Source organism: Brevibacillus jepli (assembly GCF_047229145.1).
Lineage (GTDB): Bacteria > Bacillota > Bacilli > Brevibacillales > Brevibacillaceae > Brevibacillus.
Genome location: NZ_JBFEFW010000011.1, coordinates 158,672 through 182,398, shown reverse-complemented (window position 1 = coordinate 182,398; position 23,727 = coordinate 158,672). Strand labels below are relative to the sequence as shown.

The window sequence follows — 23,727 nt, the reverse complement described above, 5'->3', positions numbered from 1 at the left end:
AACCTCTCCTTAGAGTTCCGCCTTCAGCTCAAGAATCAAATCACGCAATTCGGCCGCACGCTCGAACATGAGGTTGCGCGCCGCTTCCTTCATTTCTTCTTCCATACGTTCTATGACAGCCACGCGATCCTTCTTCGGCATTTTCTTGAAGTCTGCATGTGGCAAGTAATCTGCTTTTTCCTCCGCTACCTTGGTCGCCTCGATCACTTCGCGGACGGACTTTTTCACCGTTTGCGGAGTAATACCGTGCTCTTCATTGTACGCCATCTGAATGGAACGACGACGCTCCGTCTCCCGAATGGCAGAGGTCATCGAATCTGTCATTTTGTCTGCGTACATGATAACGCGTCCCTCTGCGTTCCGCGCAGCCCTACCAATCGTCTGAATCAGCGAGCGTTCATTGCGAAGGAAGCCTTCCTTGTCTGCATCCAAAATAGCCACGAGTGATACTTCCGGCAAGTCCAAGCCTTCCCGCAAGAGGTTGATCCCGACCAGCACGTCAAACTCACCCAAGCGCAACGAACGTAAAATCTGCATCCGCTCGATCGTTTTAATATCCGAGTGAAGATAACGGACCTTGATTCCGATTTCTTTCAGATAGTCCGTCAAATCCTCAGACATTTTCTTCGTCAGAGTCGTGACGAGAACACGCTCATTTTTGGCAATCGTTGCTTGAATTTCGCCAATCAAGTCGTCAATCTGTCCCTTGATCGGACGTACCGTGACCGTTGGATCAATCAAGCCTGTCGGACGAATCACCTGCTGCACCATTTCCGGGCTGTGCTCCAGCTCATAAGGACCAGGTGTAGCTGAAATGTAGATCGCTTGTTTCAGCTTTGCCTCGAACTCCTCGAACTTCAGCGGACGGTTATCACGTGCGGAGGGAAGACGGAATCCATGCTCGACCAGTACATCCTTCCTGGCTCGGTCACCATTATACATCCCTCTCACCTGCGGCAAGGTCATATGCGACTCATCCATCATGACGATAAAGTCATCCGGGAAGTAATCCAGCAAGGTGTAAGGAGCATGCCCGGCAGGCAGTCCTGTCAGATGGCGCGAGTAGTTTTCGATACCAGAGCAAAAGCCCATCTCCAGCATCATCTCGATATCGTACCGTGTACGTTGCTCCAGTCGCTGTGCTTCCAAGAGCTTGCCCGCATCACGGAATTCTTTCAGTCTTTCTTCCAGCTCGGCCTCGATGCTTTGGACAGCCAGCTTCATTTTCTCCTCGCGCGTCACGTAGTGAGATTTAGGGAAAATGGCAACGTGATCACGCTGTCCCAAAATCTCGCCAGTCAGTATATCAATGGAAGTAATCCGTTCAATTTCATCACCAAAAAACTCGACGCGAATCGCCTGCTCACTTTCAGAGGCAGGGAAAATCTCCACCACGTCGCCTCGCACCCGAAATGTACCGCGTGTAAAGTTGATGTCATTGCGTGTGTACTGGATGTCGACCAGGCGATGCAAAATCTCGTCCCGTCCTGTTTCCATGCCGACGCGTAACGACAAGAGTAACTCCCGATACTCCTCAGGCGAACCCAATCCGTAAATGCAGGAGACGGAGGCAACAATGATGACATCTCGGCGTTCAAACAACGCACTGGTAGCCGAGTGACGGAGCTTGTCGATCTCCTCGTTAATGCTCGAGTCTTTTTCAATAAATGTATCCGATTGGGGAATGTATGCTTCTGGTTGATAGTAATCGTAGTAGCTGACGAAGTATTCCACCGCGTTGTTCGGGAAGAACTCCTTAAACTCTGCACATAGCTGAGCTGCCAGAGTCTTGTTGTGTGCCATCACGAGTGTTGGCTTGTTCACCTGAGCAATTACCTGAGCAGCCGTATAAGTCTTTCCCGTTCCCGTCGCGCCCAATAATGTCTGGTGTCGCTTGCCAGCCTGTAACCCTGCCACCAGCTCGGCAATGGCGGTCGGCTGGTCACCGGACGGTTGAAACTCCGATACCAATTCAAAACGCTCCATTCCCTCGTTCATCTCCTCATAGCATGACTGTTTCTACTTCCATTATAACACAATTCCGGCTAGTTTAAGCCCAAAATTCGAACAAATGTTTGTCTTCATCCTTCCGCCGATTTTTCCGATATAAGATGAAGAAAGTACAAACATGCACAGATAGACTCGCCACCTTCAGGGAGGATTGACATGTCAGATACCGGAACTACCGTTAAAAATAACCCTTTTATACAGCCTCATCTCAGCTATAAAGGCAAAAAAGAATTCTCCACCGAGCTCGACCAAAACGCCTTTATGAAGCTCATGCTGGAGCAACTAAAGCACCAAGACCCTATGTCCCCAATGGACAACTCTCAGTTCATCCAGCAAACAAGTATGCTGACCATGGTGGAAAAAATCACAAAAATGACCACGCTGATGGAACAATCGAACAACAGCATGGTCACTTTGGAGAAGTATGAAAAGCTGGTAGGTCGTACTGCTTCGTATTCCCTTACCACAAAAGACGAGCTGACGGGCGAAACCTCGACGGAACAAAAAGAAGGCACACTTGATGCCGTCTACATGGATCAAGGCAAAATCTACTTCCGTATTGCTGGCGAATCGACACCGATTCCTCTGGCAGACATCTCGGGTCTGGAATCGCAAGGTCTGGCTGGCAATACGCTCGACAACAGCGTGAAGTATCTGGAAATGATCGGTCGAGAGATTTCCTATAAAGTAACCAAGGAAGTCGACAGGGACGGCAATCCAGCTACCACACACGACGTCTCCAAAGTCGATGAAATCTTGAATGGCGTCATCTCTGGCTTTACCACCAAAAACGGTACAGCCCAGTTCCAGCTGGATAATGGATCAACCGTAAAAGCCGAAGAAATCGTAGGCATGACGGTGAAACCGGAAAACAGAACGATGAGCAATAGCCTGGCATACGCGCAAATGATCGGCTACAACATCACATACAACCAGTCTCAGACAAATCCGGACGGCTCGACTACCAACAACCCTCTAACCGGAGTAGTCAAAGCTGTCAGCATGAAAAACGGAGTTGTTGAATTCGTCCTCCAGGATGACAAAAAAGTAGCTCTCAATCAAATCACGGGATTCGAAGCAACAGCCTAGAATGACATTTGAAAAGCCGCACTTCCCCCGAATCGGAGAAGGCGGCTTTTTCTATGCCCGATTTTATTTGTTTACGATCACTTTTCCGAACGTATCATCACTTTACTCGGTGCCAGAATGCCGTTCACAAGCGGATTAGCTGCGATCGATGTGATTTTTTCATTGCCACTTTCCGTTACTTGCAGCTGTTGGCTTCCAGACGGAATGAGTCTTTTCAGCAGTCTTTCCACTTCCATTCTTTCACGCTTTTTATCTGTTTTTACTTGAGACCATTGAGGGGTGTGGCCACCTTTGCCACAGGAGGTACAACTCGTAACAGTTTACTACTTCTGATTATCTTCAGGAAGTAGCGAATATTCTAAACCCATAAAACTAGCTACAGAGAGCTCTTCTTCGTTTATGACCTGAAATCGGTAATTGGCGGGAGACAGTAGCGCCTGTTTATCAGCTTCCGTCAAATTTTCTTTTAGCTTTAGCTGTTGCGCAATCGTATACAGTTTCTCTTTACTGTTTAACTCAATTTGAACGAGTGAAGGAGACTCAGCAAGCAAATTTTTAATTGTCTCGTTACCTGGCAGATCTCCAAACGTAAAGTAAATGGGTTTTTCGGTATGCATCATTTTTTCTCTCAAATCGTCCGTAATTGAGATTCGTAACGTGAGTTCAACTGAATTATCGTTTTTTGTTATTTGAAGCACCGATGTCTTCAAATTCTCCCCTGTAAATTCTTCGAAATAGTCGTATACGCTCACATATGATTTCTCTTTAGGGACTGTCACTGTTTCTGATGAACTACCCGCGCTACAACCACTAAGGAGAACTATGAACAGAAGGAGAAGCATATGAAGAGGTCGGATCATAGATCTCTTGATTTTTTACTAGAATATTCTTTGTACGAGTATTTGACGTTAACGTAGTTAGAATCTGTTACTCTGCCTTGAAAATATTCCACTAAGCTTCCGGTTGTTTTTACGGCCTTTGATCCGTATTCAACGGTTGTAAGAGTACGCTTTGGTATGACCCAAGTGTGGGTTGTTTCTACTGTGTCTTCACGCCCAAATGAAACTTCTGCATTAATCCCCACTTTCCCCTCTATTATCCTCCAGTTGACTTTCGTCTCGGCTGACGCACCTATTTTTCCGGTCAGAAAGGTTTTTCTTGTAACCTTTCTTGAAAAGGTATCGTTTTCGTTACTATCATTTTCAATATCAGCTTCATAAGATTTTGATTTGTATAGGTCCTTATTAGCCATTTCATAGACTTTTCCAGTCATATCATTGCCTAAGGGACCAATTTTAGATGAATCACTCTTTGTAAGAGCATTTGTAAAATCATACTCTACTGGATTCTCATATACACGTTCAACAACCTTAAGGTTACCTATTTTGATAATCTCACCTTGAGATGCTGCGAAGGCAGAACCAGCTCCAGATACTACTAAACTGCTAAGTAAGACAGTTGTGATAGAAAGTTTCTTAATATTCATTTTTCTCCTCCCGTACATTTTCCAAAATTTTCAATGCAAAGTGATTATAACGCATCGTCTTATTAATTAACAATATTTGGTAATAAATTAATTATAAGCTGGAAATTCTGTTATGAAAGCTAGTGATCGACTATATATGTCTTCCAGATTGAATGGAGTAAATATACACATCCAATTGCTGACTCATTTCTACCACAGCATCATGTGTAAAGCTCCCTGTCTCTTGCACAAGTTGAATCAGTTCACGCCGTAATTCTTCTATTTTTTGGTACACATTTTTTTGCTCGGCAGAACATAGAATGTTACAATTGACAGGAGCGATATATGTTGTCGCTTGTAGTAAAGGCGTTCCTTTGGCGTGGTAGCATAGGGGAACGTCTTTTTCACATATAACAGCTCCCACCTTATCAACCTCCTTTGTTGTAAAATAATTTTGTACTTCTAAGCCGTAATTTGTCAGTATCACCTCCTAGCGTGTTCATTCTGAATTATACAGGCGTGGGCAAGTATAATTTGGAAAAAATTTCATTTGCCCCGCGAGAAAACTTCGACAAATACAGACAAAAAAGAACGCCTCTTCACAGGCGCTCTACTTGAGCAGAAATAACCTATTATATTGAACTATATCCGTAACAAGAAGTTATCCTCTTGGGTTGTCAGAATACAAAATGATGGGACTGTTTTTAGGTAATTCTATTCCATATGCATCATTAGTAACAAAAAGAAAACAAGCCACTGCCAGGCACACAAATGAATAAATGGTTAGATTTTTCCTCATATGTTATTCCTCTTCCCTTTACCTAAATTTACCATATTATATACTTCTCTCAGCTTCATTAGAAGTCCCAAGTCTGCATCTTTATCCAGATTACAATGGTGTGTGTTTATCTCTTCAATACATGTTAGTATGGAGTCACGATCATTAATTTTCCCATAGTAGATCATACTTTGTAAGTATGCATCCATACCCTCGTCAAATAACCCCCGTGAAACTAAAAAAATCCCTTTATATTTATAGTACCTTCCCAGCTCGGAAAAATTGTAAGCGTTATTAAAATCAAAAACGAAATTTTCTTCTTCTGTGTCAATAATTTCTTGGACGGAATTCACGTCGTTTATACTGAGTAAAGCCTCTATTAGCTCATTAACTCTGTGAATACGATTGTTTTTTGTAGCTTCCTTCAAACAATCCCTTAATAAGGGGACTGCTTCATGATAGTTACCTGTCTTTGACAGAATGACGGCACGTAGATATTTAGCACGTTCTATAATAAAATGATAGCCTAATTTCTCATACATTTGGATATGCTCTTCCATCTCCGTAAATTTACCCAAACGCATATAAGAATTACATATCGCTAGAGCGATCCGCTCCTTAGTCTCGTTATTTGTTAAATCTTCGGCATGTCCTCTTTTTCCATATTCGATGCATCGTTCGTATTTTTTCATATCGTGTGCATCAAATGACAGGAGATAATATATATCTATTCTCTCTTCTTTACTCAAGAAGTCTGTGTAATACAAAACTTCTTCTCCAAGTTTAAAGGATTCTTCTAACCGTGTTATATCGGCTTGCTCGATCATATATTTTTGAAACAAACTTTTCGCCAAAAACGGCTGTATCCCATGCATCCTGCAATAACGTACAAGCTTGTTTAAAAGTAAGAGTTTAACCCCTACATCCTCTACAGAGAGAGCAATCTGATATAGTTCCTCTACTAGTTCCTCACTTTTTCCTTGTGGTGATTCTAATAAGCGGACAGTTACTTTCTCTGTGAGCTTAAAACTCGATAATTGAATTGCTTCCATCAACAGTTCACGTAATACAGGCAGTCGCTTTTCAACAATAACATAATATTCAATCATTTGTTCCCGTGGAGCATTTAGAGCTTCAAAAATGGCTGCAAGCGTTTTTAGCTCAGGTCGCTTTGTGTCTCCACTTTCAATTTTCCCTATAACACTTCTTTCAATACCCGATAGACTGGACAGCTCTGATAATGATATGTCGCCCCTGTACTTTTTAATGAGGTCTCCTATTGTTGTATGCGTTTCAGTGATAGCACTCAAACAAATTCACCCCTAAACATCTCTTTATTTTCCATATTTTAACTATAACATCGGACTTATTCAAATAATTTTGTTCGACAAAAGTTAATCGTCTGTATTGCAAGAGACACATCAATTGTATTGTGTATCAATTTTGGTGTACGAGTGCTTTATTCGTAGTTCTACCTAAGATTAATGACATTTACGCAGTATATATGACGACTCTCAATGGCGTCATCTCTGGCTTTACCACCAAAAACGGTACAGCACACCTATATCCAAAAAGCCGCACGACTCTTAAAAACAGAGAAGGCGGCTTTTTCTTATATCTATTCTTACTCTTTTACGATTACTTTTCCCGCTACAGCATCAACATGCACCGTGTCATCCACGATCGTTTCTCCCCCGCAAAAACAATGCGAACGGGATTGGCGAAACGAAAGATCGTAGCTGAGCTTCCAATTTATCGTATTTTTCTTGTAATCTGGCTGATGAATGTACGTCAGCTCAAGCGGAAAGGCTTGCAATAACCGAGTCATGGCCATTTGTTCGTTTATGCCTTTGGAGCGAGCCGGGTATATGACACTGGCTGGCTTATTGATGCTTACTTCCTCGAGTGCTCCTGTCCAAGAATTGACCCGAATCGTATACATTCCTTCTTCCACACTTTGATCGGTGCGATAGACAGGAATCCCATTCACAAGAGGGTTAGCTGTGATGGACGTAATTTCTGCATTTCCATCCTCCGTAATTTGTAGCTGCTGGCTTCCAGAAGGAAGGAGTCTTTTCAAAATCCTTTCTGCTTCCCTTCTATCGCGCTTTTTATCTGTTTTTACGTTAGACCACTGCGGATTGTTCACCTTGACCGTAAAGCGAAGCATTGCACCAGTTTGTGCCTCTGTTTCAAGGAGAAGATGTTGTTCACCGTTACTGCTTCCTTCAGGAAATCTTCCCATTTGATAGATCTTGTCAGGATCGAGAATCCCTTCATCAAACCTTCCCCAAATAAAATAGCGGCTTGTAGCCTCTTCCCCATTATTTTGCTCATAGATGGCCAGTGGCATCTTGTCTGTTTCGATCATGAACAACAAACGTAACAAGTCACGTGCTTGCTGTTCTGTTTGCGCGACCCACTGCTCTCCTGTTCCACTCACATTCATCGTCTGAGCGGTTGATTTGGTAGTTAACAAACGCTTTCCGTTGTAAGCGTCCAAGGCACTTCCTGTATGTTTTTGAGAAATGATGCCATCTTTTATGATATAAACGAGCTTTGCCTGTATCTGGTCTTTGTGAGTAAAAGGAGGAAGGATGTAAACCTGCTGCAACGGACGGCTCTCTTGCCACTTTCGAACAGCCTCGCGCGCGGATATGACTCGATGTGGTGATGGGAGTGTAGAAGGACTTACTTTCTCATATAACCTGCCATCAAACGTGGAAAACCAAACGATTCTTCCCGAGGCATCAAAACTGACGAGACAATCATAGTCATCATCGAGCACCACATTGTTCAGGACGCGAACCAGCCGAACTGTCAGCAAATTCTGTTCTTTATAAACCTCTCTCGCCTGATAGGCATTACCTGCACCCGTTCCCTGCAATCCGGCTACAAAAGCCAGCGCACGTGTTTTGGCCTGCTGCTCAGTCGGGTAGGCAGGCTTTGTTGCTGCTTTTGGGGTAAGTTTCAGTCTGAGCAACTCACCTGTCTGACCGTCAAAAATCACATCATCCGTTGCTGACTCTGCCTCTGCGGCTGACTGTGCAAACGTAACTTTCACGCCGCTAACTCCCGGCCCATCCACGTCACCACCGTACAAGACATAGCGCGAAGACAGCTCGGGTATAAGCCTGACCAGCTTTTGGACACCCTTCGTCACATGCATCGGCACAGCCACGACCGTTTGAGCCTGCGCTGCGGTCACACGGGTTGTTGCGTCTGCTCCTGATAAAGGGGCGGCAAAAACAGTGATGGCAACTAATGCACCCGACAATAACCACGAGACCGTTCTCTCCACTTTGGACACCAAACACACTCCCTCTTTTTTCCTCGTACACATTGAGACGTAACAGCCACCAGTAAGTTTCCGTATAAACAAGCTTTTCCGCAAAAAAAGAAGGCACGCACGTTTGACATGCATACCTTCTCTCCACCTATCCTTATGCACCTACATTCAGCTTCTCCAGCTTTTGCTTGATCAGCTCGACTACGCTGGCTCGTTTCAAATCAACAAATGCACGAGTATTCGCATCTGGCACCACAATGATTCCCAGCTGGTGATGATTGCCCGCATAGACTGCACTCTGCACGAATTTCAGCTCACCTTCGCGCGTGAGTACTTCCATCTTACAAAATGCAGGATTGGCTTGTAGCGCCGGATATAAATCCTCTTTTTCCCGCACCGAAATACCATTTACCTTCACGATAATCTCACCTGGCGAAATGCCTATTTCCTCCGCTCTCGTACCCGGAATGACACCCATTACTTTTACACCGCGTGGGGACTGAATGAAGTAAGGCGAACGCTTTCTTTCTTGATACTGACTCCAGAAAAACAACGCCTCATGTCCGAATAGCGCAAAGATCGCTGTCAGCAAAATCAATGGATACGACCAAACCGTGAGAGCACACAACGCCAGCAAACCGATCGCATACAACGTTAAATTTTTGGCTACCTGCGCTGCTTTTCTATACGGCGTCATCGTTTGCGTCATATCGGAGAACCCGGTAACCGTTGGCAGAAGCATCAATCCAAAGGAAGCAGCCTCAGGAGAAAAGAATGGCCACCCTGGATACAATGCACCAGTGATTGCGCCTGGCTCCATCTGTACAAACAGCACAACTGGCGTCAACCAAAAGGAATGGAGCAAATAGGCACCGACGATCCGCCCACGCTGCCCTTCCACGAACAGCGGAGAAGCATCCCGCCCAGCATTCCAACGTATGAGCATCGCTTCAATCAGATGCATGATCGCGACTAACGCAAGCAATGGCAACGGTTTTGCCTGACGAATCATTTCCCAGACGAAGCCTATGCCAGGAACGTCCGCCATCGAGGGGAACACCTGTGTAATCGCGTGTAATATCGCCAAAATACCTGCAGCATATGCGAAACAGAGAAACCGTAAACGAATCAACGCCAAGATTAGCGCCAATCCCCATAGTATCCACAAATCCTGTGCTTGCACGACCACGCCGAGTCCTGCGCCAAGAAGCGAAATAAGCAGACCACCTACTAAGCCCATCCCTACAGCCCGTATCGTCGAGAGCAAGGGAGACTGCATGCGTGCAGCAAAAAGCTGTCTTTCCAGGTTCATCTGTCTGCGATAATGCAAATAAATAAACACGAGAAAGAGATAGAAGACCGGATTGATAAAAAATGCGGCAAAGCCGTATGCAATGGTAAGCATATCTGCCTGTATCGCCAATTGCCTCACCTCAAATGAAAGAAAGAAAAACCACGACATGTGATTTGCCGTGGTTATCATTTCTACGGATAGAAGGTAATTACCTGCTTCCATTTTCTTGATTATTCATTACTTGCCCGTGACTACATCCAGAGCTTTTTGCAATTGCAGGTCATTCTCTGGCTTCGCCATCGTTTTACGGAGACTTTCTTCCAGCGAAGAGCGTGTCTTCGCGTCTACTTTACCAGTCACCTCAAGCTTGTTCGCGGATTGGAACTGCTTGATGACTTGCTCTGTCTTTTCATCAAAGTAGCCATCGTCTCGTCCTGGGGACAGATTCAAGCCCTTCAGGATGAGCTGCAGGTTTTTCACGTCAGTGCCAGCCATATCGCGCTGCAATACTTTATCAGCAGGTAACAGAGTTGCGTTGAAATAATCCGGTTGCTTGACTACATAGTCTGGCGTAATGCCTTTTTGGTGGACCCATTCGCCATTCGGTGTAACCCACTTGGCAATCGTCAGCTTCAATTGGCTCTTGTCGTTCATTTCCATCGTGCTCTGAACGGTTCCTTTACCAAAGCTCTTCTCACCAACCAGCTTGTAGTTGCCGCTATCTCGCAGAGCACCCGCGAGAATCTCCGAAGCGCTGGCGCTACCGCCATTGATCAGTACCGAGATTGGATAAGGCTTAGCGGCTTCCGTAGTCGAATGATACACTTCTTTTTGTGTACCGCCATTTCCATACTCAATTTGTACGATCTTGGCTTTATTCGGTACCAGTACTTCGCCGATTTCTTTTACAGCCAACAAATATCCGCCTGGGTTGCCGCGAACGTCAATGACCAGACCGCCAATACCCTTTTGCTCGAGAGCAGCCAGCTGTTCTTTGAAATGCTTAGCCGTTTCTGTCGAGAATTGGGTAATGCCGATTACTCCTACCTTCACACCGTTCTTCTCGATAATTTGACTTTCTACAGTCTCAATCGGAATATCATCGCGTACACAAACGATGGTAAGAGGCTCCGGTACTCCCGCTCGCACTACCTTCAGAACGGCCTTGGTGCCTTTTGGTCCTCGAATCTTGGTCACTGCCTGATGCAGGTCCAATCCTTCGAGGGATTCGTCGTTCACACTCAAAATTTGGTCGTTCGGTCGCAGTCCTGCACGCTCCGCTGGAGAGTTTTTGAATGGCGAAACAACTGTCACCCGACCATTTTGCATTGTTACTTCTGTCCCAATCCCTTGGAAAGTCGAGTGCAGGGTAGAAGTGAATTCCTCAGCAGATCTAGGGTCCATGTAATCACTGTACGGATCTTCGAGCGCCCCGACCATACCGCCAATTGCACCCTCTACTAGCTGCTCATTGGTGACATTTTGGATGTATTCTTTCTTGATCGCCGAAAACGCCTCGTACAGCTTTTGGAACTCTTGCGGATAATCTCCGTTCCCAGAAAACAGCGACATGCTGGATGCTGTCAGAGCCCCACCTTGACTTGTATTGGCGCTAGCAGATGTCCTCATGATCGCCATCGTAATAAAGCTGCTGGCTACCATCGAGATGAGTACAAGCGCTATTACGGTACGTCCTTTCCATCTCACTGTTACGTCACCATCCTTTGTGCTACCGGCAAAAAGATATGCTGCTAGTGTATGCATGTTCCGTTAACAATATTTGTCTGGTCGCACGAGGGTCTACTTCAAGTACGGCATTGGGTTAACTGCTACGTCGTTTTTATAGACGGTAAAGTGCACGTGATTTCCGGTTGAGCGACCTGTCGATCCTACCTCAGCGATCTTTTGACCCTTTTTAACGGATTGCCCAACAGAAACCTTGATACCTCCCTCGCGAATATGACCGTAAAGAGTGGTATATTCCGCGTTATGCTTGATCATCACTGTATTTCCGTAGCCGCCGTTGTATCCCGCAAAGAGAACGACGCCGTCAGCTGCAGCCAAAATAGGCGTTCCTTTACGTGCTGCCATATCTAAACCATTATGCCCAGCCGAGCGGCCTGTAAACGGGTCTTTCCGCATTCCGAAGCCTGAAGTGAAGCGAAATTGTCCACTCGCGACTGGCAAACCGAACTTTCCGCCCTTGTAGCCCGTACTGGATGCACTCATCGCGCGTACACGTTCCGAATATTTTGCTGCTTCCTGTTTGGTAATAGCTATAAGCTCCTGTCCATACTGCTCCAAATCGACTTCAAGCGCAGATTCTTTCTTATCCAATTCAGCCTTGACTACTTGACTGTGCTTGTACTGCTTGTCCAGCTCAGCTTTGAGATTCTCTGCCTCTTCGAACATCCCGGAATAGACAGTCAGTTGGTGATCAATTTCTTTCTTTTTGGTCTCGATGGTTTCCTTATCGCGAATGTTATCCTCTAAAATACGCGTGTCCTGCTCCAGAATAAGATTCAGGGCCTGCATGCGTGTTAAAAAGTCCCCAAAGTCAGACGAGCCGAGGAGTACATCCAAATAAGTGACATTACCGCGTTCATACATAGCCGTCACACGCGTTCTAAGCAAGGCATCCCTTTTCGCTACGCGGTCTTTTGCCTCATCCAGCTGATCCTGTGCGTGTGCTGCTTTATCCTTGGTATCTTCCATCTGCTGCTCAAGCTTGTCCAGCTTTTTCTGTGTGTCGTTGCGACGCAAATCGATTTGCATGAGCTGCGTCTCCAAGCCCTTTTTCTCTTTCTGCACGATATTGATCTGCTGCTCGGTCTGTTTCAGCTGCTGCTGCTGGCTTTTCTTCTTCTTTTGAATTTCTTTTAGCTCTCGATTGATCTTGTCCAAAGAGGCCTTACTAGGCGCTGCCAAGCTCACGTTCGCCGGGATCACAGAGCTGACCACAAGACCAGTGATTACGAGTGCTAGCAGGATTCTCTTTCTCATGTTACTCCTCCCACGCTCTTCAAATTTAAACTCGCAAGAAGCGACGTACGGACACCATGCTTCCCCAAATCCCGATGAATGCACCAATCGCCAGCAAAGCCAGCGCTACTTGATACACGAGTGGATATAGTGGTAACAGTTTAAACAATTGGGAAGCTTCAAAGCTGGAGTTAATCGCATCCAGGAGGTAATGATAGCCTACTGTCAGCATGATCGTCGGAATCAATGCCCCTGCTATCCCCATCAACAGTCCCTCTACAAAGAATGGCCAACGGATAAACCAGTTCGTAGCACCAACCAGCTTCATGATCTCAATCTCTCTGCGACGTGCCACAATCGTCAGCTTAATCGTGTTGGCAATCAAGAACATGGCTGTAAAACCGAGTCCAATGATAAAGGCAATACCGACATTCCGGATTGCTCCGGTCAAGGAAAACAGCTTTTCCACAGTACCTTCACCGTAGGTCAGACTTTTGACGTACTGAAAATTTTTGATCTGAGCTGCAACAGTAGCAGTGTCTTGTGGTTGCTTCGTCTTCACAACGAACGCATCCGGCAATGGATTGCTTTCCTCTAAGCCTTCAAACAGGTACGCTTTTTCACCGAGGCTCTCTTTAAACTGCTTCAGCCCCTCGTCTTTCGGTATAAATGTAACGGACTCCACTTGAGGAAGCGTCTTGATGTTTTTCTCAACCTGCGTGATGTTTTCTTTCGTCGCCAGCAAGTCCATGAAAACGCGAATTTCCACTTGTTTTTCAACGGACTGCGCAAAGAAATTGACATTCATCGCCAGGATCAGGAAAACGCCCAAGATAAAGAGAGTAATGGTCACGGCACTAATTGAAGCGAACGACATCCAGCCGTTCCGCCCGAGGTTTTTGACCCCTTCACGGACATGGCGCCCTAGCGTCCTAATCTTCATAACCGTATTCCCCTCTCTGCTCATCACGGGCAATTTGACCAGCTTCGATCGCAACAACCCGTTTTCTCATCGTGTTTACAATCTCTCGGTTGTGGGTAGCCATTACGACTGTGGTTCCTCGCTGATTGATTTCTTCAAACAGCTTCATGATTTCCCAAGAGGTCTCCGGGTCCAAATTCCCCGTAGGCTCATCCGCGATGATAATGCCCGGACTATTCACCAATGCCCGCGCCAAGGCAACCCGTTGCTGCTCACCGCCAGACAGCTCGCTTGGCAGCATTTTAGCTTTATGCTTCAGCTTCACGAGTCCCAAAACATCCATCACACGCGGCTTGATTTGTTTTGGATTGCTCTCGATTACTTCCATGGCAAATGCCACGTTTTCGAAAACAGTCAGCGTCGGCAACAGCTTGAAGTCCTGGAACACGACGCCGATACTGCGGCGAACCAACGGAATTTGTCGCTCCTTGATTCTGCTTACATTGAAGCCACCCAAAAAGATTTGTCCCTTCGACGGCTTCTCTTCACGATACATCAATTTGATAAACGTAGATTTACCTGCACCACTGGGGCCGACTACGTACACAAATTCACCTTTTTCAATCCGAATGTTGATACCTTTCAAAGCATTCGTTCCATTCGGGTATGTTTTCCACACATCAAACATCTCGATCAAGCCAATCACATCCTACTTCGTCAGATCCTTCTCTATGTATCTTGATCCTGTTTTTTTAGTAAAAATCGACAAAACCCCTCTACCTACTAGCAACCGCTGCCATACCTTGTTGAAAAACAGCGGGATTTCCCATCTTATCCATTATACCATCACGATTCACGGATGGTATCCACTAAATCTCTCATTTCTTGTCGAAACCGCTTCGATTGTTAACAACTGTCACGATTTGGGAAGGAAATGCCTTTGCACATTCCCGCCTAGCATCAAGGAAAACAGTTGGCTACAATGAGGGTGACAAGAGGTTATACCCTTTAAAAGGAGCTGGTAATGAGATGGATAATTTTGTTTCCCATAACCCGACACAACTGATTTTTGGACGGGGTCAATTGGCCCAGCTCGAGGAAAAAGCAAGACAGCTAGGTCCCACTGTTCTTCTGGTATATGGTGGAGGCAGTGTGAAGCGAACCGGCCTCTATGACAAAGTGATTTCCCTGCTTCAGTCTGCAGGCTGCCGTGTACTCGAATTGGCTGGAGTGGAGCCAAATCCACGTCTCAGCACCGTTAAAAAAGGAATTGAGCTTTGCCGCCAAGAGGGCGTTAATTGGATACTGGCTGTTGGTGGCGGCAGTGTAATCGACGCCGCGAAAGCAGTCGCGATCGGCGTTCCTTATGAGGGAGATGTTTGGGATTTTTATACCCGTAAAGCTATCGCGAAAGAGGCGCTTCCACTCGGGACCGTACTGACGCTAGCCGCTACAGGTTCGGAAATGAATCGGGGAAGTGTCATTACGAACTGGAAAACACAAGAAAAGCATGGAGCTGGCACGACCTTTCCTGCGTTTTCGATTCTGGATCCAGCGCATACATTTAGCGTGCCTCGCGACCAAACGATCTACGGAATCAGCGACATTTTGTCTCACGTATTCGAGCAATATTTCACGCATACGACCGAAATCCCACTGCAAACACGCTTTGCCGAGTCGATCATGAAGACGGTCATCGAAAATGCAGAACGCGTCCTCGCGAATCCGGAAGATTACGATGCCCGCGCCAACATCCTGTACTGCGGAACGATGGCATTGAACGGCACCCTGCCTGTTGGTGTGACAACGGACTGGGCCACCCACTCGATTGAGCATGCTGTCAGTGCTGTATACGACATCCCGCACGGTGGCGGTCTGGCGATCATCTTCCCGAAATGGATGCGCTATGTGTACCGTGAAAACGTAGCTCGCTTCGTCCGCTTCGCAACAGAAGTCTGGGATGTAGATCCTGCCGGTAAAACAGAGGATGAGGTGGCGTTAGAAGGGATCGCCGCTACAGAAGCTTTCTTTGCACGCATCGGTGCCCCTACTCGATTGGCTGACTACCAAATCACCGACGAGCATTTGCAGCTCATGGCCGAAAAAGCCACTCCGTTTGGTCCGATTGGTCAATTTAAAACGTTGACAAGTGATGATGTGGCGCAGATTCTTCGCATGTCCTTGTAAGCACAAGCAACCGCCGCATTCCTAAAATGGGAGTGCGGCGGTTGTTCATTCTGCTCGTCGGTTTTGGTCCAGCCATCTTTTGCGAATGGTATATGCGCACAGAAGCAACAACGGTACACCGAAGCTGTAGGTAAAATCATAAAAGGGCCAGTACTTCGAAATGATGTTCCCAAAGACGACAATATTGGGGGAAAAAATCGTAGACATCACCATGAGCAAGATGGTGTACGGCAAAATAAGCACGGAAAAGTTTTGGATGCGAAAAACGTGGCATATCCCCAAATGAAAGAACAGGAAATAGAGTGTAATCTTGACGCTAACCGCAATAAACCAGATAACCGCTATAATCGCCTCTAGCCGCTGAATGAAATCACCGAGCTTGAGCTGTTTGACTAGCACATAAGTCGGATAATAATGTCGCGCAGTCTGATCTGCTCCCAACACAAGGATGCACATCAGCATGATGATGAACAGCACAACTCCCCCCAGTAAGGTCCCCATCAAAAAAGACCTCATACGCTTTTGGATGGGGGAGACAAACGGTAGAACCGCCATAAAAATGACAAGCTCTGAATAAGGAAACGCAGTGGCTGCCGCTGAACCCTGCAAGATTGGCTTCCATCCATTTTCGAATACAGGTTGAATTCTTGATACTTCCGCCTGTGGCAGCAAAAAGAGCATTAATAAAATAAAAAAGAAAAAGAACCAGGCAAAGTAGATTTCTGCCGATTTGGCGACTGTCTGCAGTCCCAATCTCACGCCAAACATAATCACGATGATAAATAATAGCTGTATCGCGAATCTTGGCGTGGTTATCAACAGATGCGTTTCGACAAAATCGCCAATTTCCATCACATGCGCACCTGCTGAAAACAGTGTATAGCTAATAAACGAGAGCGTAACAATTGTTCCCGGTACTCTCCCGATGGTTTGATCAACGAAAGTGAAAAAGCTTTGATTCGGGTACAGCTTCCCAACTGCTATGAGTAAGACAATATTGAGCAGTCCCGCCACGAGCCCGATCAGGACAGAAATCCACGCATCCTGCTTAGCAAGTCCAGCCGCCATGCCAGGCAGGACGAGAACGGAGTCCCCAATCGTAACAAGAGTAACGAGCATCATTAGTTGACGTGGACTGATCTTGTAGCTCTCTTGCATGTTTGCTCCCTGCTCTCTTTAGACCTTACTATACCTTTGTACAATTATTTCCTCCATGATTCACAGCTAAACCCCCATGCATTTCATGCTATGATAAAGAAAAATATGTAAATTTCAAATTGACTGGAGGATAGCCACCATGCACATAGTAAAAAAACAGGACGTTATTTATTCCATGTCTCCAAAGAATCAGCCTGTATTGAAGGTGGACGCAGGTAGTGTCGTAACGTTTGAAACTTGCGATTGCTTCGAGGACCAAATCCAATCAGCCGACACTGCCTTTCAGGAGCTTGATTGGAACCGGATCAACCCTGCTTCCGGCCCCGTTTACATAGAAGGAAGCGAGCCAGGCGATATTTTGGTTGTTCATATTCAGAAAATTAAAATTAATGATCGTGGCGTAATGGTTACCGGACTGAATCTGGGTGTAATGGGCTTCGACTTGCAAGAAAATGTAATTAAAATGATTCCGATACAAGATGAGAAGGCCGTTTTGTCAGACAAGCTCCAAGTACCGATCAATCCCATGATTGGTGTAATCGGAACTGCTCCTGCCGAGGAAGCCATTTCATGCGGGACGCCAGGCGATCACGGTGGCAACATGGACTGCAAGCAAATGCGTGAAGGTACTACACTGCTATTACCTGTAAATGTTCCCGGCGCTTTGTTTGCCCTCGGTGACCTCCATGCAGCAATGGCTGACGGGGAAGTAGCTGTATGTGGTGTGGAAATCGCCGGAGAAGTAACCATCAAGCTAGATGTGATCAAAGGAAAGCAGTGGCCCTTACCGATGGCGGTCAATCATGAGCACTTGATCACGATTGCATCGGAAAAAGAGCTGGACAAGGCTGCGGATCGAGCAGTAATCAACATGGTTCAATTTCTGCACGATGAGCTGGGCGTCGATAAGGCAGAAGCCACCTTCTTGCTCTCTGCTGCGGGAGATTTGCGCATCTGTCAGGTCGTAGATCCACTAAAAACTGCCCGCATGGAGTTACCTCTTGAATACGCCATTGCTGCTGGCTTTGACTCGAAAATAGTAGGCAGATAGAGAACGCAAAAAACCCCAAAGCTTTGGGGTTTTTTGCTTTTCACACACTATCGTTTTATGCAGGTGAACCAACATCGATCAGCGATTCAATCATGACCTTTTGACTGTTTTTGTCCACCCATGCATGCGTTTCTACCAGTTGCTTGCGGTACCAGTCAATTTGGACTTCCACCTGATTACGAGCTGTACCACCCAATACGTTACGAGCATTGACGACCGTCTCTACCGCTAGAGCGTCATATACATCAGCCCCAATAGCCTCTGAGAAGCTCTGGAATTCTTCCAAGGTCAAATCGAGAAGATATTTTTGCTGCTCGATGCAGTACAAAACGGTTCTTCCTACGACTTCATGCGCCTGACGGAATGGCATGTCTTTGCGAACCAAGTAATCTGCCAAGTCTGTCGCATTAGAGAAATCGTTGGTAACAGCCTGACGCATGCGCTCTGTTTTGACCTGCATCGTCTTGATCATCGGCGTCAGCAAGGCAAGTGCGCCATGAATGGTAGCTACCGTATCAAACATGCCTTCCTTATCTTCCTGCATATCCTTGTTGTACGCCAACGGCAAGCCTTTCAATACGGTCAGTAAACCGAACAAATTACCGTAGACACGCCCTGTTTTTCCGCGAACCAGCTCGGCCACATCGGGATTTTTCTTTTGCGGCATGATGCTGGACCCTGTGCAAAACGCATCGTCCAGCTCCACGAAGGAAAATTCCTGACTGCTCCAGATGACGAGCTCTTCGCACAGACGAGAAAGATGCGTCATGACCAACGAAGCGTCTGCCAAAAATTCTACGATGAAGTCACGGTCACTCACCGCATCCATGCTGTTTTGATAGATACCGTCAAATTGCAGCAGTTCCGCTACAAACGTGCGATCAATCGGGAATGTCGTACCTGCGAGGGCACCAGCACCAAGCGGCAGCACATTCACACGCTTCCACGTCTCGGTCATCCGCTCAATATCACGCTGCAGCATGGATACATACGCCATCAGGTGATACCCGAACAAAACGGGCTGCGCACGTTGCAAATGCGTGTAGCCTGGCATGACAGTATCGAGATGCTGATTCGCTTGTTCCAGCAATGCCTCTTGTAAATACATCGCCAATTGGATGATCTCCATCAGCTTTTCTCTGAGATACAGGTGCATATCCAACGCGACCTGATCATTGCGGCTGCGTCCGGTGTGAAGCTTGCCCCCCACCGGACCGATCTCTTCAATCAGCATCTTTTCAATATTCATATGAACATCTTCGTGGGCCACGAGAAATTCCGCTTGCCCGCGTTCGATCTTATCTTTTACCTTTTTCAGACCAGCGATAATCTGTCTTACTTCCTCCATCGGCAGGATGCCGCACTTGCCCAACATGGCAACATGCGCTAGGCTTCCGACGATGTCCTGTCGCCACATTTTCTGGTCGAAAGAAATAGAAGCGGTATACTCTTCTACGAGCTGATTCGTCGGCTTCGTGAAGCGTCCTCCCCAGAGTTTCATTGCTTGATCGCATCCTTTTCGTCCAAAATCTTGATCGCTGTATTTTGGTTCTCATGCAGTACGCCTTCGTTTACTTGCGCGTACACCTTGGTAGGCAGACCCCACAGCTTGATGAAGCCAAGCGCTGCTTTGTGGTCGAATTGGTCACCTGCATTGTAAGTCGCCAGCTCATGGCTGTACAGAGACGATGCAGAGGTGCGGCCTACAACGATGGCATGCCCTTTATGCAGCTTCACGCGTACTACGCCCGTTACGTGCTTTTGTGTTTCTTCAATGAAAGCACAAACAGCGTTGCGGATTGGCGAATACCAGAGACCCTCATAGATCACTTGCGCCAATTTTTGCTCCACAATCGGCTTGAACTGAGCGACTTCACGTGGTTGTGTCAAGAATTCCAGCTCGCGGTGAGCCAAAATCAGGGTAGTCGCAGCAGGTGTCTCGTATACTTCGCGAGATTTGATCCCCACCAAACGGTTTTCGACATGGTCGATACGGCCCACACCATGGTTGCCGGCAATTTTGTTCAGCTTCAGGATCAGCTCGGACAGTGGGAGCTCTTCTCCGTTCAAGGCGGTTGGCTTTCCTTGCACGAAAGTGATCTCGATTTCTTCCGCCTCTTCTGGTGCATCCGTGATCGACTTCGTCAGATCGTATGCACCTTCTGGAGGAGCTGCCCATGGATCTTCCAGAACACCGCACTCGCAGCTTCTGCCCCACAGGTTTTGGTCAATGCTGTATGGATTGTCCAGATCGATCGGGATCGGGATATTGTTCTTTTTCGCATATTCAATCTCTTCGTCACGCGTCCAGCCCCATTCACGAACTGGCGCCACGATTTTGATATCCGGGTTCAGTGCTGTGAAGGAAACGTCAAAGCGTACCTGGTCGTTTCCTTTTCCTGTGCAACCATGTGCCACTGCTACTGCGCCTTCTTTTTCCGCGATTTCTACCAACACGCGAGAAATCAGGTAACGCGACAGTGCGGACACCAACGGATATTTGCCTTCGTACATCGCGTTTGCTTTCAGCGCTGGCAATACGAACTCCTCAGCGAATGCTTCCTTTGCATCCACTACGATTGATTTCACTGCCCCTACCTGCAATGCTTTTTTCTGTACGAAGTCGAGGTCTTTTCCCTCTCCTACATCCAGCGCAACTGCGATCACGTCATAGTTATACGTATCTTGCAGCCATTTAATTGCTACCGATGTATCTAAACCGCCTGAATAGGCCAACACAATTTTATCTTTTGCCATCATTCTCTCTCCCCGTTTCGAAGTTTCTCTTATGCGAGTAATTATACAAAGGAATTAATAAAAATACAACTATTTTTCTTGTATATTTTTTGTGAATTCGCAGACAAAAACAGGGAAGTAAGCAAAATATACATTTTTCCGTATATGGGGCATCTTGTTTTTATGCATATCCACTGTCTGTTTATGCATAAATACTGTGTCATTGATAGGAAAGGGAATCCACGATTCAGAACGAATTAGAGGAAGGAACTACTTTGGAGAATAAATGCTGGAGGCAAATTATGAAAACGATTTATTTGGTGCGTCATTGTCAAGCTGCTGGCCAAGAACCGGAAGCCCCGCTCACGGAAAAGGGAGAAGGACAAGCTCGTAAGCTCGCATCTTTCTTCGACGAATACCCCATTGATCGAATCATCTCGAGTCCTTATCAGCGGGCAATTGCCACCATCCAACCGCTTGCAAAGGAACGCAGACTCAACATTGAGGAAGATCAGCGCTTGGTCGAACGTGTCCTTTGCGGGGTACCACGCGAAGATTGGTTCGAGCGACTGCGTGATACGTTTGATGACCTGTCTCTTGAGTTCGAAGGGGGTGAATCTAGTCTCACTGCAATGAACCGGGCCAATTCGTTACTCACTGAGATTTTGACCGCTGAGCATAAAGAAATCGTGCTTGTGAGCCATGGCTGCCTGCTGGCGTTGCTCATGAAATCAGTTGACGACCGCTTCGGCTTTAGCGATTGGGAAAGATTAAGCAATCCAGATGTATTCAAGCTCACCTGTCACACGGAAGCCCGGGAGCTCGTCCGCATTTGGTCTTAAAAAACGTAAAAACAGTTACAAGGGGCAGCTCATCTGATTGCCTCCTGTAACTGTTTTTGAGGGATGGATTCTATTCCGATAATGCTCTGCAGCTCTTCACGCGGCAGTCTCTGTACAATTCGGATAAAATGCTCTGCCAAAATCGGATCAAATTGCGTACCGGACCCCCGTTTAATTTCTTGAAGCGCTTCCTCTACAGGCAATCCTTTTCGATAAGGCCTGTCTGCCACCATCGCATCGAAAGCGTCCGAGATCGCTAAAATCCTCGCCATCAGTGGAATGTCATCCCCTGCTAAACCATCCGGGTATCCTCTTCCGTCTATTCGCTCATGATGGGAACGGATCGCAGGAAGCAATTCATTAAACATCCCTGCTTGCAAAATGATTTCATAACCAATGACCGTATGCTGCTTGATCTTGTCGTACTCTTCCGGGGTCAGCTTTCCTTTTTTATTGAGAATTTCGTCTTCGATGCCGATTTTTCCGATGTCGTGCAGAAGACCGCCAACATAAATCTCTTCTACTTTTGTAGCAGATAACCCAATATCCTTGGCAATTTCTCTTCCCCAGTGAGCCACTCGTTGGGAATGACCACTCGTATAACGATCACGTGCATCAATAGAAGCTGCCATGGCAGTCAAAAACTTGTGGTTGAATGTTTTGACTTCTTCCACTTTTTGTTGGAGTTTTTGAATACTATCATAGTAGTGATGGAATACATAACTAATAGTAATAAAGGCTACCATCATTGGAAGTAACGTAAGTACACCATAAGACTCAACTAATCGGGAACCTACACCTGCCAATACACAAAGGAGTAAGTAAGTAGATGTGAATCCCCTAGCCATCTGTTTGACTGTTTGAATCCAACCCATTTTATGAAAATAAGATATGCCTAATCCACAAAGGAACAAGTTCGCAAACCAATAAGCCCCCGCTAAGAACAGGTCTGAAACCATCGGAGAAATTGTGCCCAAGCTGCTGATCCATCGATTTAGAGCATCAACAACCCAAATAGTCATCATCAATTGACCTAGATTAGCCATTGCTTTTACTGGTGTTTTTACTGGATTGAACTTCATCAAAAACGCAATGATTAATGCCTCAATAAGAGCAGACCAGACACCAACCCATGCACCAAAAAGGAGGATTCCTGAAAATATGACTGCATTATTTAATGTTAGAATGGTATTCGCCAATCGTACGGGAGCAAACGTAGAAAATATAGTTAAGAGAGTATAAACAAATAATACTATCCAATTCTCACGCGGCTCCCACTTAGACATAGACGAATATATAATCAAGATAGCAGCTACTGCATATCCATATTTAACGATAATCCCTTTAATCATTGTCCGCATGTTAGTTTTTAGTAGCATAACTCTTACCTTCTCGGAGTTGTAGTAGCGAGATTGGTTTATTCATTAGACGTTGAACAAGTAAGAATGCACCCAGCATGATAAAAATATCCCCGATACTAATTACTCTTGGAATAATTGAAGGCATGTAAATAACATCCGTCAAAAAGGGGAGATTTGAGCTTTCCGTCAAAACACTGTGTTTAAAGTTCGTCCCATTAATGACAGGCTCTAAATCATATGGTAGTTTTTTTGCTTGCTCGAGATCGAGTGGCATTTTTCCACCATTTGTCCAAATGGCAATTGCATTCAGAAACCAACCAACCATGAAGATGCGCATATCTTCGAATTTTCGGTTACTTAAAAGAAACGCTAGAATAAACACATAGGCGACGGAAATAAATCCACCACCCCATGAAGGAATTAACGCAGAGCATACTTGAAGCGCTATGCTTATACCAAGCAGCCATACTTTATAGAATTTAGGGAATTCCTTAATTCTTCCTCCCCGCAACAAAGCAACGAGGAAAGATAAACAAATAACATCTAATAACATGTCTCTTTCC

21 protein-coding genes are annotated in these 23,727 nt (G+C 46.0%); 4 read left to right on the top strand and 17 right to left on the bottom strand.

Features of this window, described 5'->3' with window-relative positions:
- Nucleotides 1-9: 9 nt before the first annotated feature.
- Entirely contained in the window at nt 10-1,986 is a 1,977-nt protein-coding gene (gene uvrB / locus AB1L17_RS14415; protein WP_412845512.1) for an excinuclease ABC subunit UvrB, read from the bottom strand.
- Between the two features lie 180 nt (nt 1,987-2,166).
- On the opposite strand from uvrB, the gene AB1L17_RS14410 reads away from it, so the two are divergent.
- Complete coding sequence (locus AB1L17_RS14410) at nt 2,167-3,099, top strand: flagellar hook assembly protein FlgD (protein ID WP_412845511.1); 933 nt, start codon at nt 2,167-2,169, stop codon at nt 3,097-3,099.
- Nucleotides 3,100-3,176: 77 nt separating this feature from the next.
- Here AB1L17_RS14410 and AB1L17_RS14405 read toward each other — a convergent pair whose 3' ends face one another.
- From AB1L17_RS14405 to ftsE, 11 genes are all read right to left on the bottom strand, one after another.
- Nucleotides 3,177-3,335, bottom strand: a complete 159-nt coding sequence (locus AB1L17_RS14405) for a hypothetical protein (protein WP_412845510.1) — start codon at nt 3,333-3,335, stop codon at nt 3,177-3,179.
- Nucleotides 3,336-3,422: 87 nt separating this feature from the next.
- Nucleotides 3,423-3,851: a hypothetical protein gene (locus tag AB1L17_RS14400; RefSeq protein WP_412845509.1), complete on the bottom strand. Its 429-nt coding sequence runs from the start codon at nt 3,849-3,851 to the stop codon at nt 3,423-3,425.
- A gap of 104 nt (nt 3,852-3,955) precedes the next feature.
- The gene (locus AB1L17_RS14395; RefSeq protein ID WP_412845508.1) at nt 3,956-4,585 is read right to left on the bottom strand and encodes a hypothetical protein; all 630 of its coding nucleotides are present in this window, start codon (nt 4,583-4,585) and stop codon (nt 3,956-3,958) included.
- Nucleotides 4,586-4,715: 130 nt separating this feature from the next.
- Nucleotides 4,716-4,988, bottom strand: coding sequence for a Spo0E family sporulation regulatory protein-aspartic acid phosphatase (locus tag AB1L17_RS14390; RefSeq protein WP_412845507.1), 273 nt, complete (start codon nt 4,986-4,988; stop codon nt 4,716-4,718).
- 371 nt (nt 4,989-5,359) lie between these two features.
- Complete coding sequence (locus AB1L17_RS14385) at nt 5,360-6,652, bottom strand: helix-turn-helix domain-containing protein (protein WP_412845506.1); 1,293 nt, start codon at nt 6,650-6,652, stop codon at nt 5,360-5,362.
- Nucleotides 6,653-6,966: 314 nt separating this feature from the next.
- Nucleotides 6,967-8,652: a hypothetical protein gene (locus AB1L17_RS14380; RefSeq protein WP_412845505.1), complete on the bottom strand. Its 1,686-nt coding sequence runs from the start codon at nt 8,650-8,652 to the stop codon at nt 6,967-6,969.
- A 133-nt stretch (nt 8,653-8,785) separates the two neighbouring features.
- Complete coding sequence (locus AB1L17_RS14375) at nt 8,786-10,147, bottom strand: PDZ domain-containing protein (protein ID WP_412845504.1); 1,362 nt, start codon at nt 10,145-10,147, stop codon at nt 8,786-8,788.
- A 15-nt stretch (nt 10,148-10,162) separates the two neighbouring features.
- Complete coding sequence (locus AB1L17_RS14370; RefSeq protein WP_412845503.1) at nt 10,163-11,632, bottom strand: S41 family peptidase; 1,470 nt, start codon at nt 11,630-11,632, stop codon at nt 10,163-10,165.
- A gap of 93 nt (nt 11,633-11,725) precedes the next feature.
- Nucleotides 11,726-12,928, bottom strand: a complete 1,203-nt coding sequence (locus AB1L17_RS14365; protein ID WP_412845502.1) for a murein hydrolase activator EnvC family protein — start codon at nt 12,926-12,928, stop codon at nt 11,726-11,728.
- A 25-nt stretch (nt 12,929-12,953) separates the two neighbouring features.
- A complete protein-coding gene (gene ftsX / locus AB1L17_RS14360; RefSeq protein WP_412845501.1) occupies nt 12,954-13,850 on the bottom strand; it encodes a permease-like cell division protein FtsX in 897 nt (298 codons plus the stop codon).
- A complete protein-coding gene (gene ftsE, locus AB1L17_RS14355; RefSeq protein WP_412845500.1) occupies nt 13,840-14,526 on the bottom strand; it encodes a cell division ATP-binding protein FtsE in 687 nt (228 codons plus the stop codon). Before ftsE ends, ftsX begins: the two co-directional genes overlap by 11 nt.
- Nucleotides 14,527-14,858: 332 nt before the next feature.
- On the opposite strand from ftsE, the gene AB1L17_RS14350 reads away from it, so the two are divergent.
- On the top strand, nt 14,859-16,016 hold the full coding sequence (locus AB1L17_RS14350; RefSeq protein ID WP_412845499.1) for an iron-containing alcohol dehydrogenase: 1,158 nt from the start codon (nt 14,859-14,861) through the stop codon (nt 16,014-16,016).
- A gap of 45 nt (nt 16,017-16,061) precedes the next feature.
- On the opposite strand, the gene AB1L17_RS14345 is transcribed toward AB1L17_RS14350, so the two are convergent.
- Entirely contained in the window at nt 16,062-17,174 is a 1,113-nt protein-coding gene (locus tag AB1L17_RS14345) for a GerAB/ArcD/ProY family transporter (RefSeq protein WP_412845498.1), read from the bottom strand.
- A gap of 139 nt (nt 17,175-17,313) precedes the next feature.
- Between AB1L17_RS14345 and AB1L17_RS14340 the strand changes: the two genes are divergently transcribed.
- Nucleotides 17,314-18,225: an acetamidase/formamidase family protein gene (locus AB1L17_RS14340; protein WP_412845497.1), complete on the top strand. Its 912-nt coding sequence runs from the start codon at nt 17,314-17,316 to the stop codon at nt 18,223-18,225.
- A gap of 55 nt (nt 18,226-18,280) precedes the next feature.
- Here AB1L17_RS14340 and argH read toward each other — a convergent pair whose 3' ends face one another.
- Nucleotides 18,281-19,726, bottom strand: coding sequence for an argininosuccinate lyase (argH, locus tag AB1L17_RS14335; RefSeq protein ID WP_412845496.1), 1,446 nt, complete (start codon nt 19,724-19,726; stop codon nt 18,281-18,283).
- Nucleotides 19,723-20,982, bottom strand: a complete 1,260-nt coding sequence (locus AB1L17_RS14330) for an argininosuccinate synthase (RefSeq protein ID WP_412845495.1) — start codon at nt 20,980-20,982, stop codon at nt 19,723-19,725. Before AB1L17_RS14330 ends, argH begins: the two co-directional genes overlap by 4 nt.
- A 281-nt stretch (nt 20,983-21,263) precedes the next feature.
- Between AB1L17_RS14330 and AB1L17_RS14325 the strand changes: the two genes are divergently transcribed.
- Nucleotides 21,264-21,803, top strand: coding sequence for a histidine phosphatase family protein (locus AB1L17_RS14325; RefSeq protein ID WP_412845494.1), 540 nt, complete (start codon nt 21,264-21,266; stop codon nt 21,801-21,803).
- 29 nt (nt 21,804-21,832) lie between these two features.
- Here the strand turns inward: AB1L17_RS14325 and AB1L17_RS14320 are convergent, their stop codons facing one another.
- Together AB1L17_RS14320 and AB1L17_RS14315 are read right to left on the bottom strand one after the other, a co-directional pair.
- The gene (locus AB1L17_RS14320) at nt 21,833-23,182 is read right to left on the bottom strand and encodes an HD-GYP domain-containing protein (RefSeq protein ID WP_412845493.1); all 1,350 of its coding nucleotides are present in this window, start codon (nt 23,180-23,182) and stop codon (nt 21,833-21,835) included.
- On the bottom strand, nt 23,166-23,717 hold the full coding sequence (locus AB1L17_RS14315) for a DUF5317 domain-containing protein (protein ID WP_412845492.1): 552 nt from the start codon (nt 23,715-23,717) through the stop codon (nt 23,166-23,168). The genes AB1L17_RS14320 and AB1L17_RS14315 overlap by 17 nt, the downstream gene beginning before the upstream one ends.
- Nucleotides 23,718-23,727 lie beyond the last annotated feature (10 nt).

Bases quoted from the DNA above. Each gene is read 5' to 3' on its own strand.
- uvrB (WP_412845512.1), bottom strand. From the start codon at position 1,986: ATGGAGCGTTTTGAATTGGTATCGGAGTTTCAACCGTCCGGTGACCAG.
- AB1L17_RS14410 (WP_412845511.1), top strand. From the start codon at position 2,167: ATGTCAGATACCGGAACTACCGTTAAAAATAACCCTTTTATACAGCCT.
- AB1L17_RS14405 (WP_412845510.1), bottom strand. From the start codon at position 3,335: ATGGAAGTGGAAAGACTGCTGAAAAGACTCATTCCGTCTGGAAGCCAA.
- AB1L17_RS14395 (WP_412845508.1), bottom strand. From the start codon at position 4,585: ATGAATATTAAGAAACTTTCTATCACAACTGTCTTACTTAGCAGTTTA.
- AB1L17_RS14375 (WP_412845504.1), bottom strand. From the start codon at position 10,147: ATGGAAGCAGGTAATTACCTTCTATCCGTAGAAATGATAACCACGGCA.
- AB1L17_RS14365 (WP_412845502.1), bottom strand. From the start codon at position 12,928: ATGAGAAAGAGAATCCTGCTAGCACTCGTAATCACTGGTCTTGTGGTC.
- ftsX (WP_412845501.1), bottom strand. From the start codon at position 13,850: ATGAAGATTAGGACGCTAGGGCGCCATGTCCGTGAAGGGGTCAAAAAC.
- AB1L17_RS14350 (WP_412845499.1), top strand. From the start codon at position 14,859: ATGGATAATTTTGTTTCCCATAACCCGACACAACTGATTTTTGGACGG.
- AB1L17_RS14345 (WP_412845498.1), bottom strand. From the start codon at position 17,174: ATGCAAGAGAGCTACAAGATCAGTCCACGTCAACTAATGATGCTCGTT.
- AB1L17_RS14340 (WP_412845497.1), top strand. From the start codon at position 17,314: ATGCACATAGTAAAAAAACAGGACGTTATTTATTCCATGTCTCCAAAG.
- argH (WP_412845496.1), bottom strand. From the start codon at position 19,726: ATGAAACTCTGGGGAGGACGCTTCACGAAGCCGACGAATCAGCTCGTA.
- AB1L17_RS14330 (WP_412845495.1), bottom strand. From the start codon at position 20,982: ATGGCAAAAGATAAAATTGTGTTGGCCTATTCAGGCGGTTTAGATACA.
- AB1L17_RS14325 (WP_412845494.1), top strand. From the start codon at position 21,264: ATGAAAACGATTTATTTGGTGCGTCATTGTCAAGCTGCTGGCCAAGAA.
- AB1L17_RS14320 (WP_412845493.1), bottom strand. From the start codon at position 23,182: ATGCTACTAAAAACTAACATGCGGACAATGATTAAAGGGATTATCGTT.
- AB1L17_RS14315 (WP_412845492.1), bottom strand. From the start codon at position 23,717: ATGTTATTAGATGTTATTTGTTTATCTTTCCTCGTTGCTTTGTTGCGG.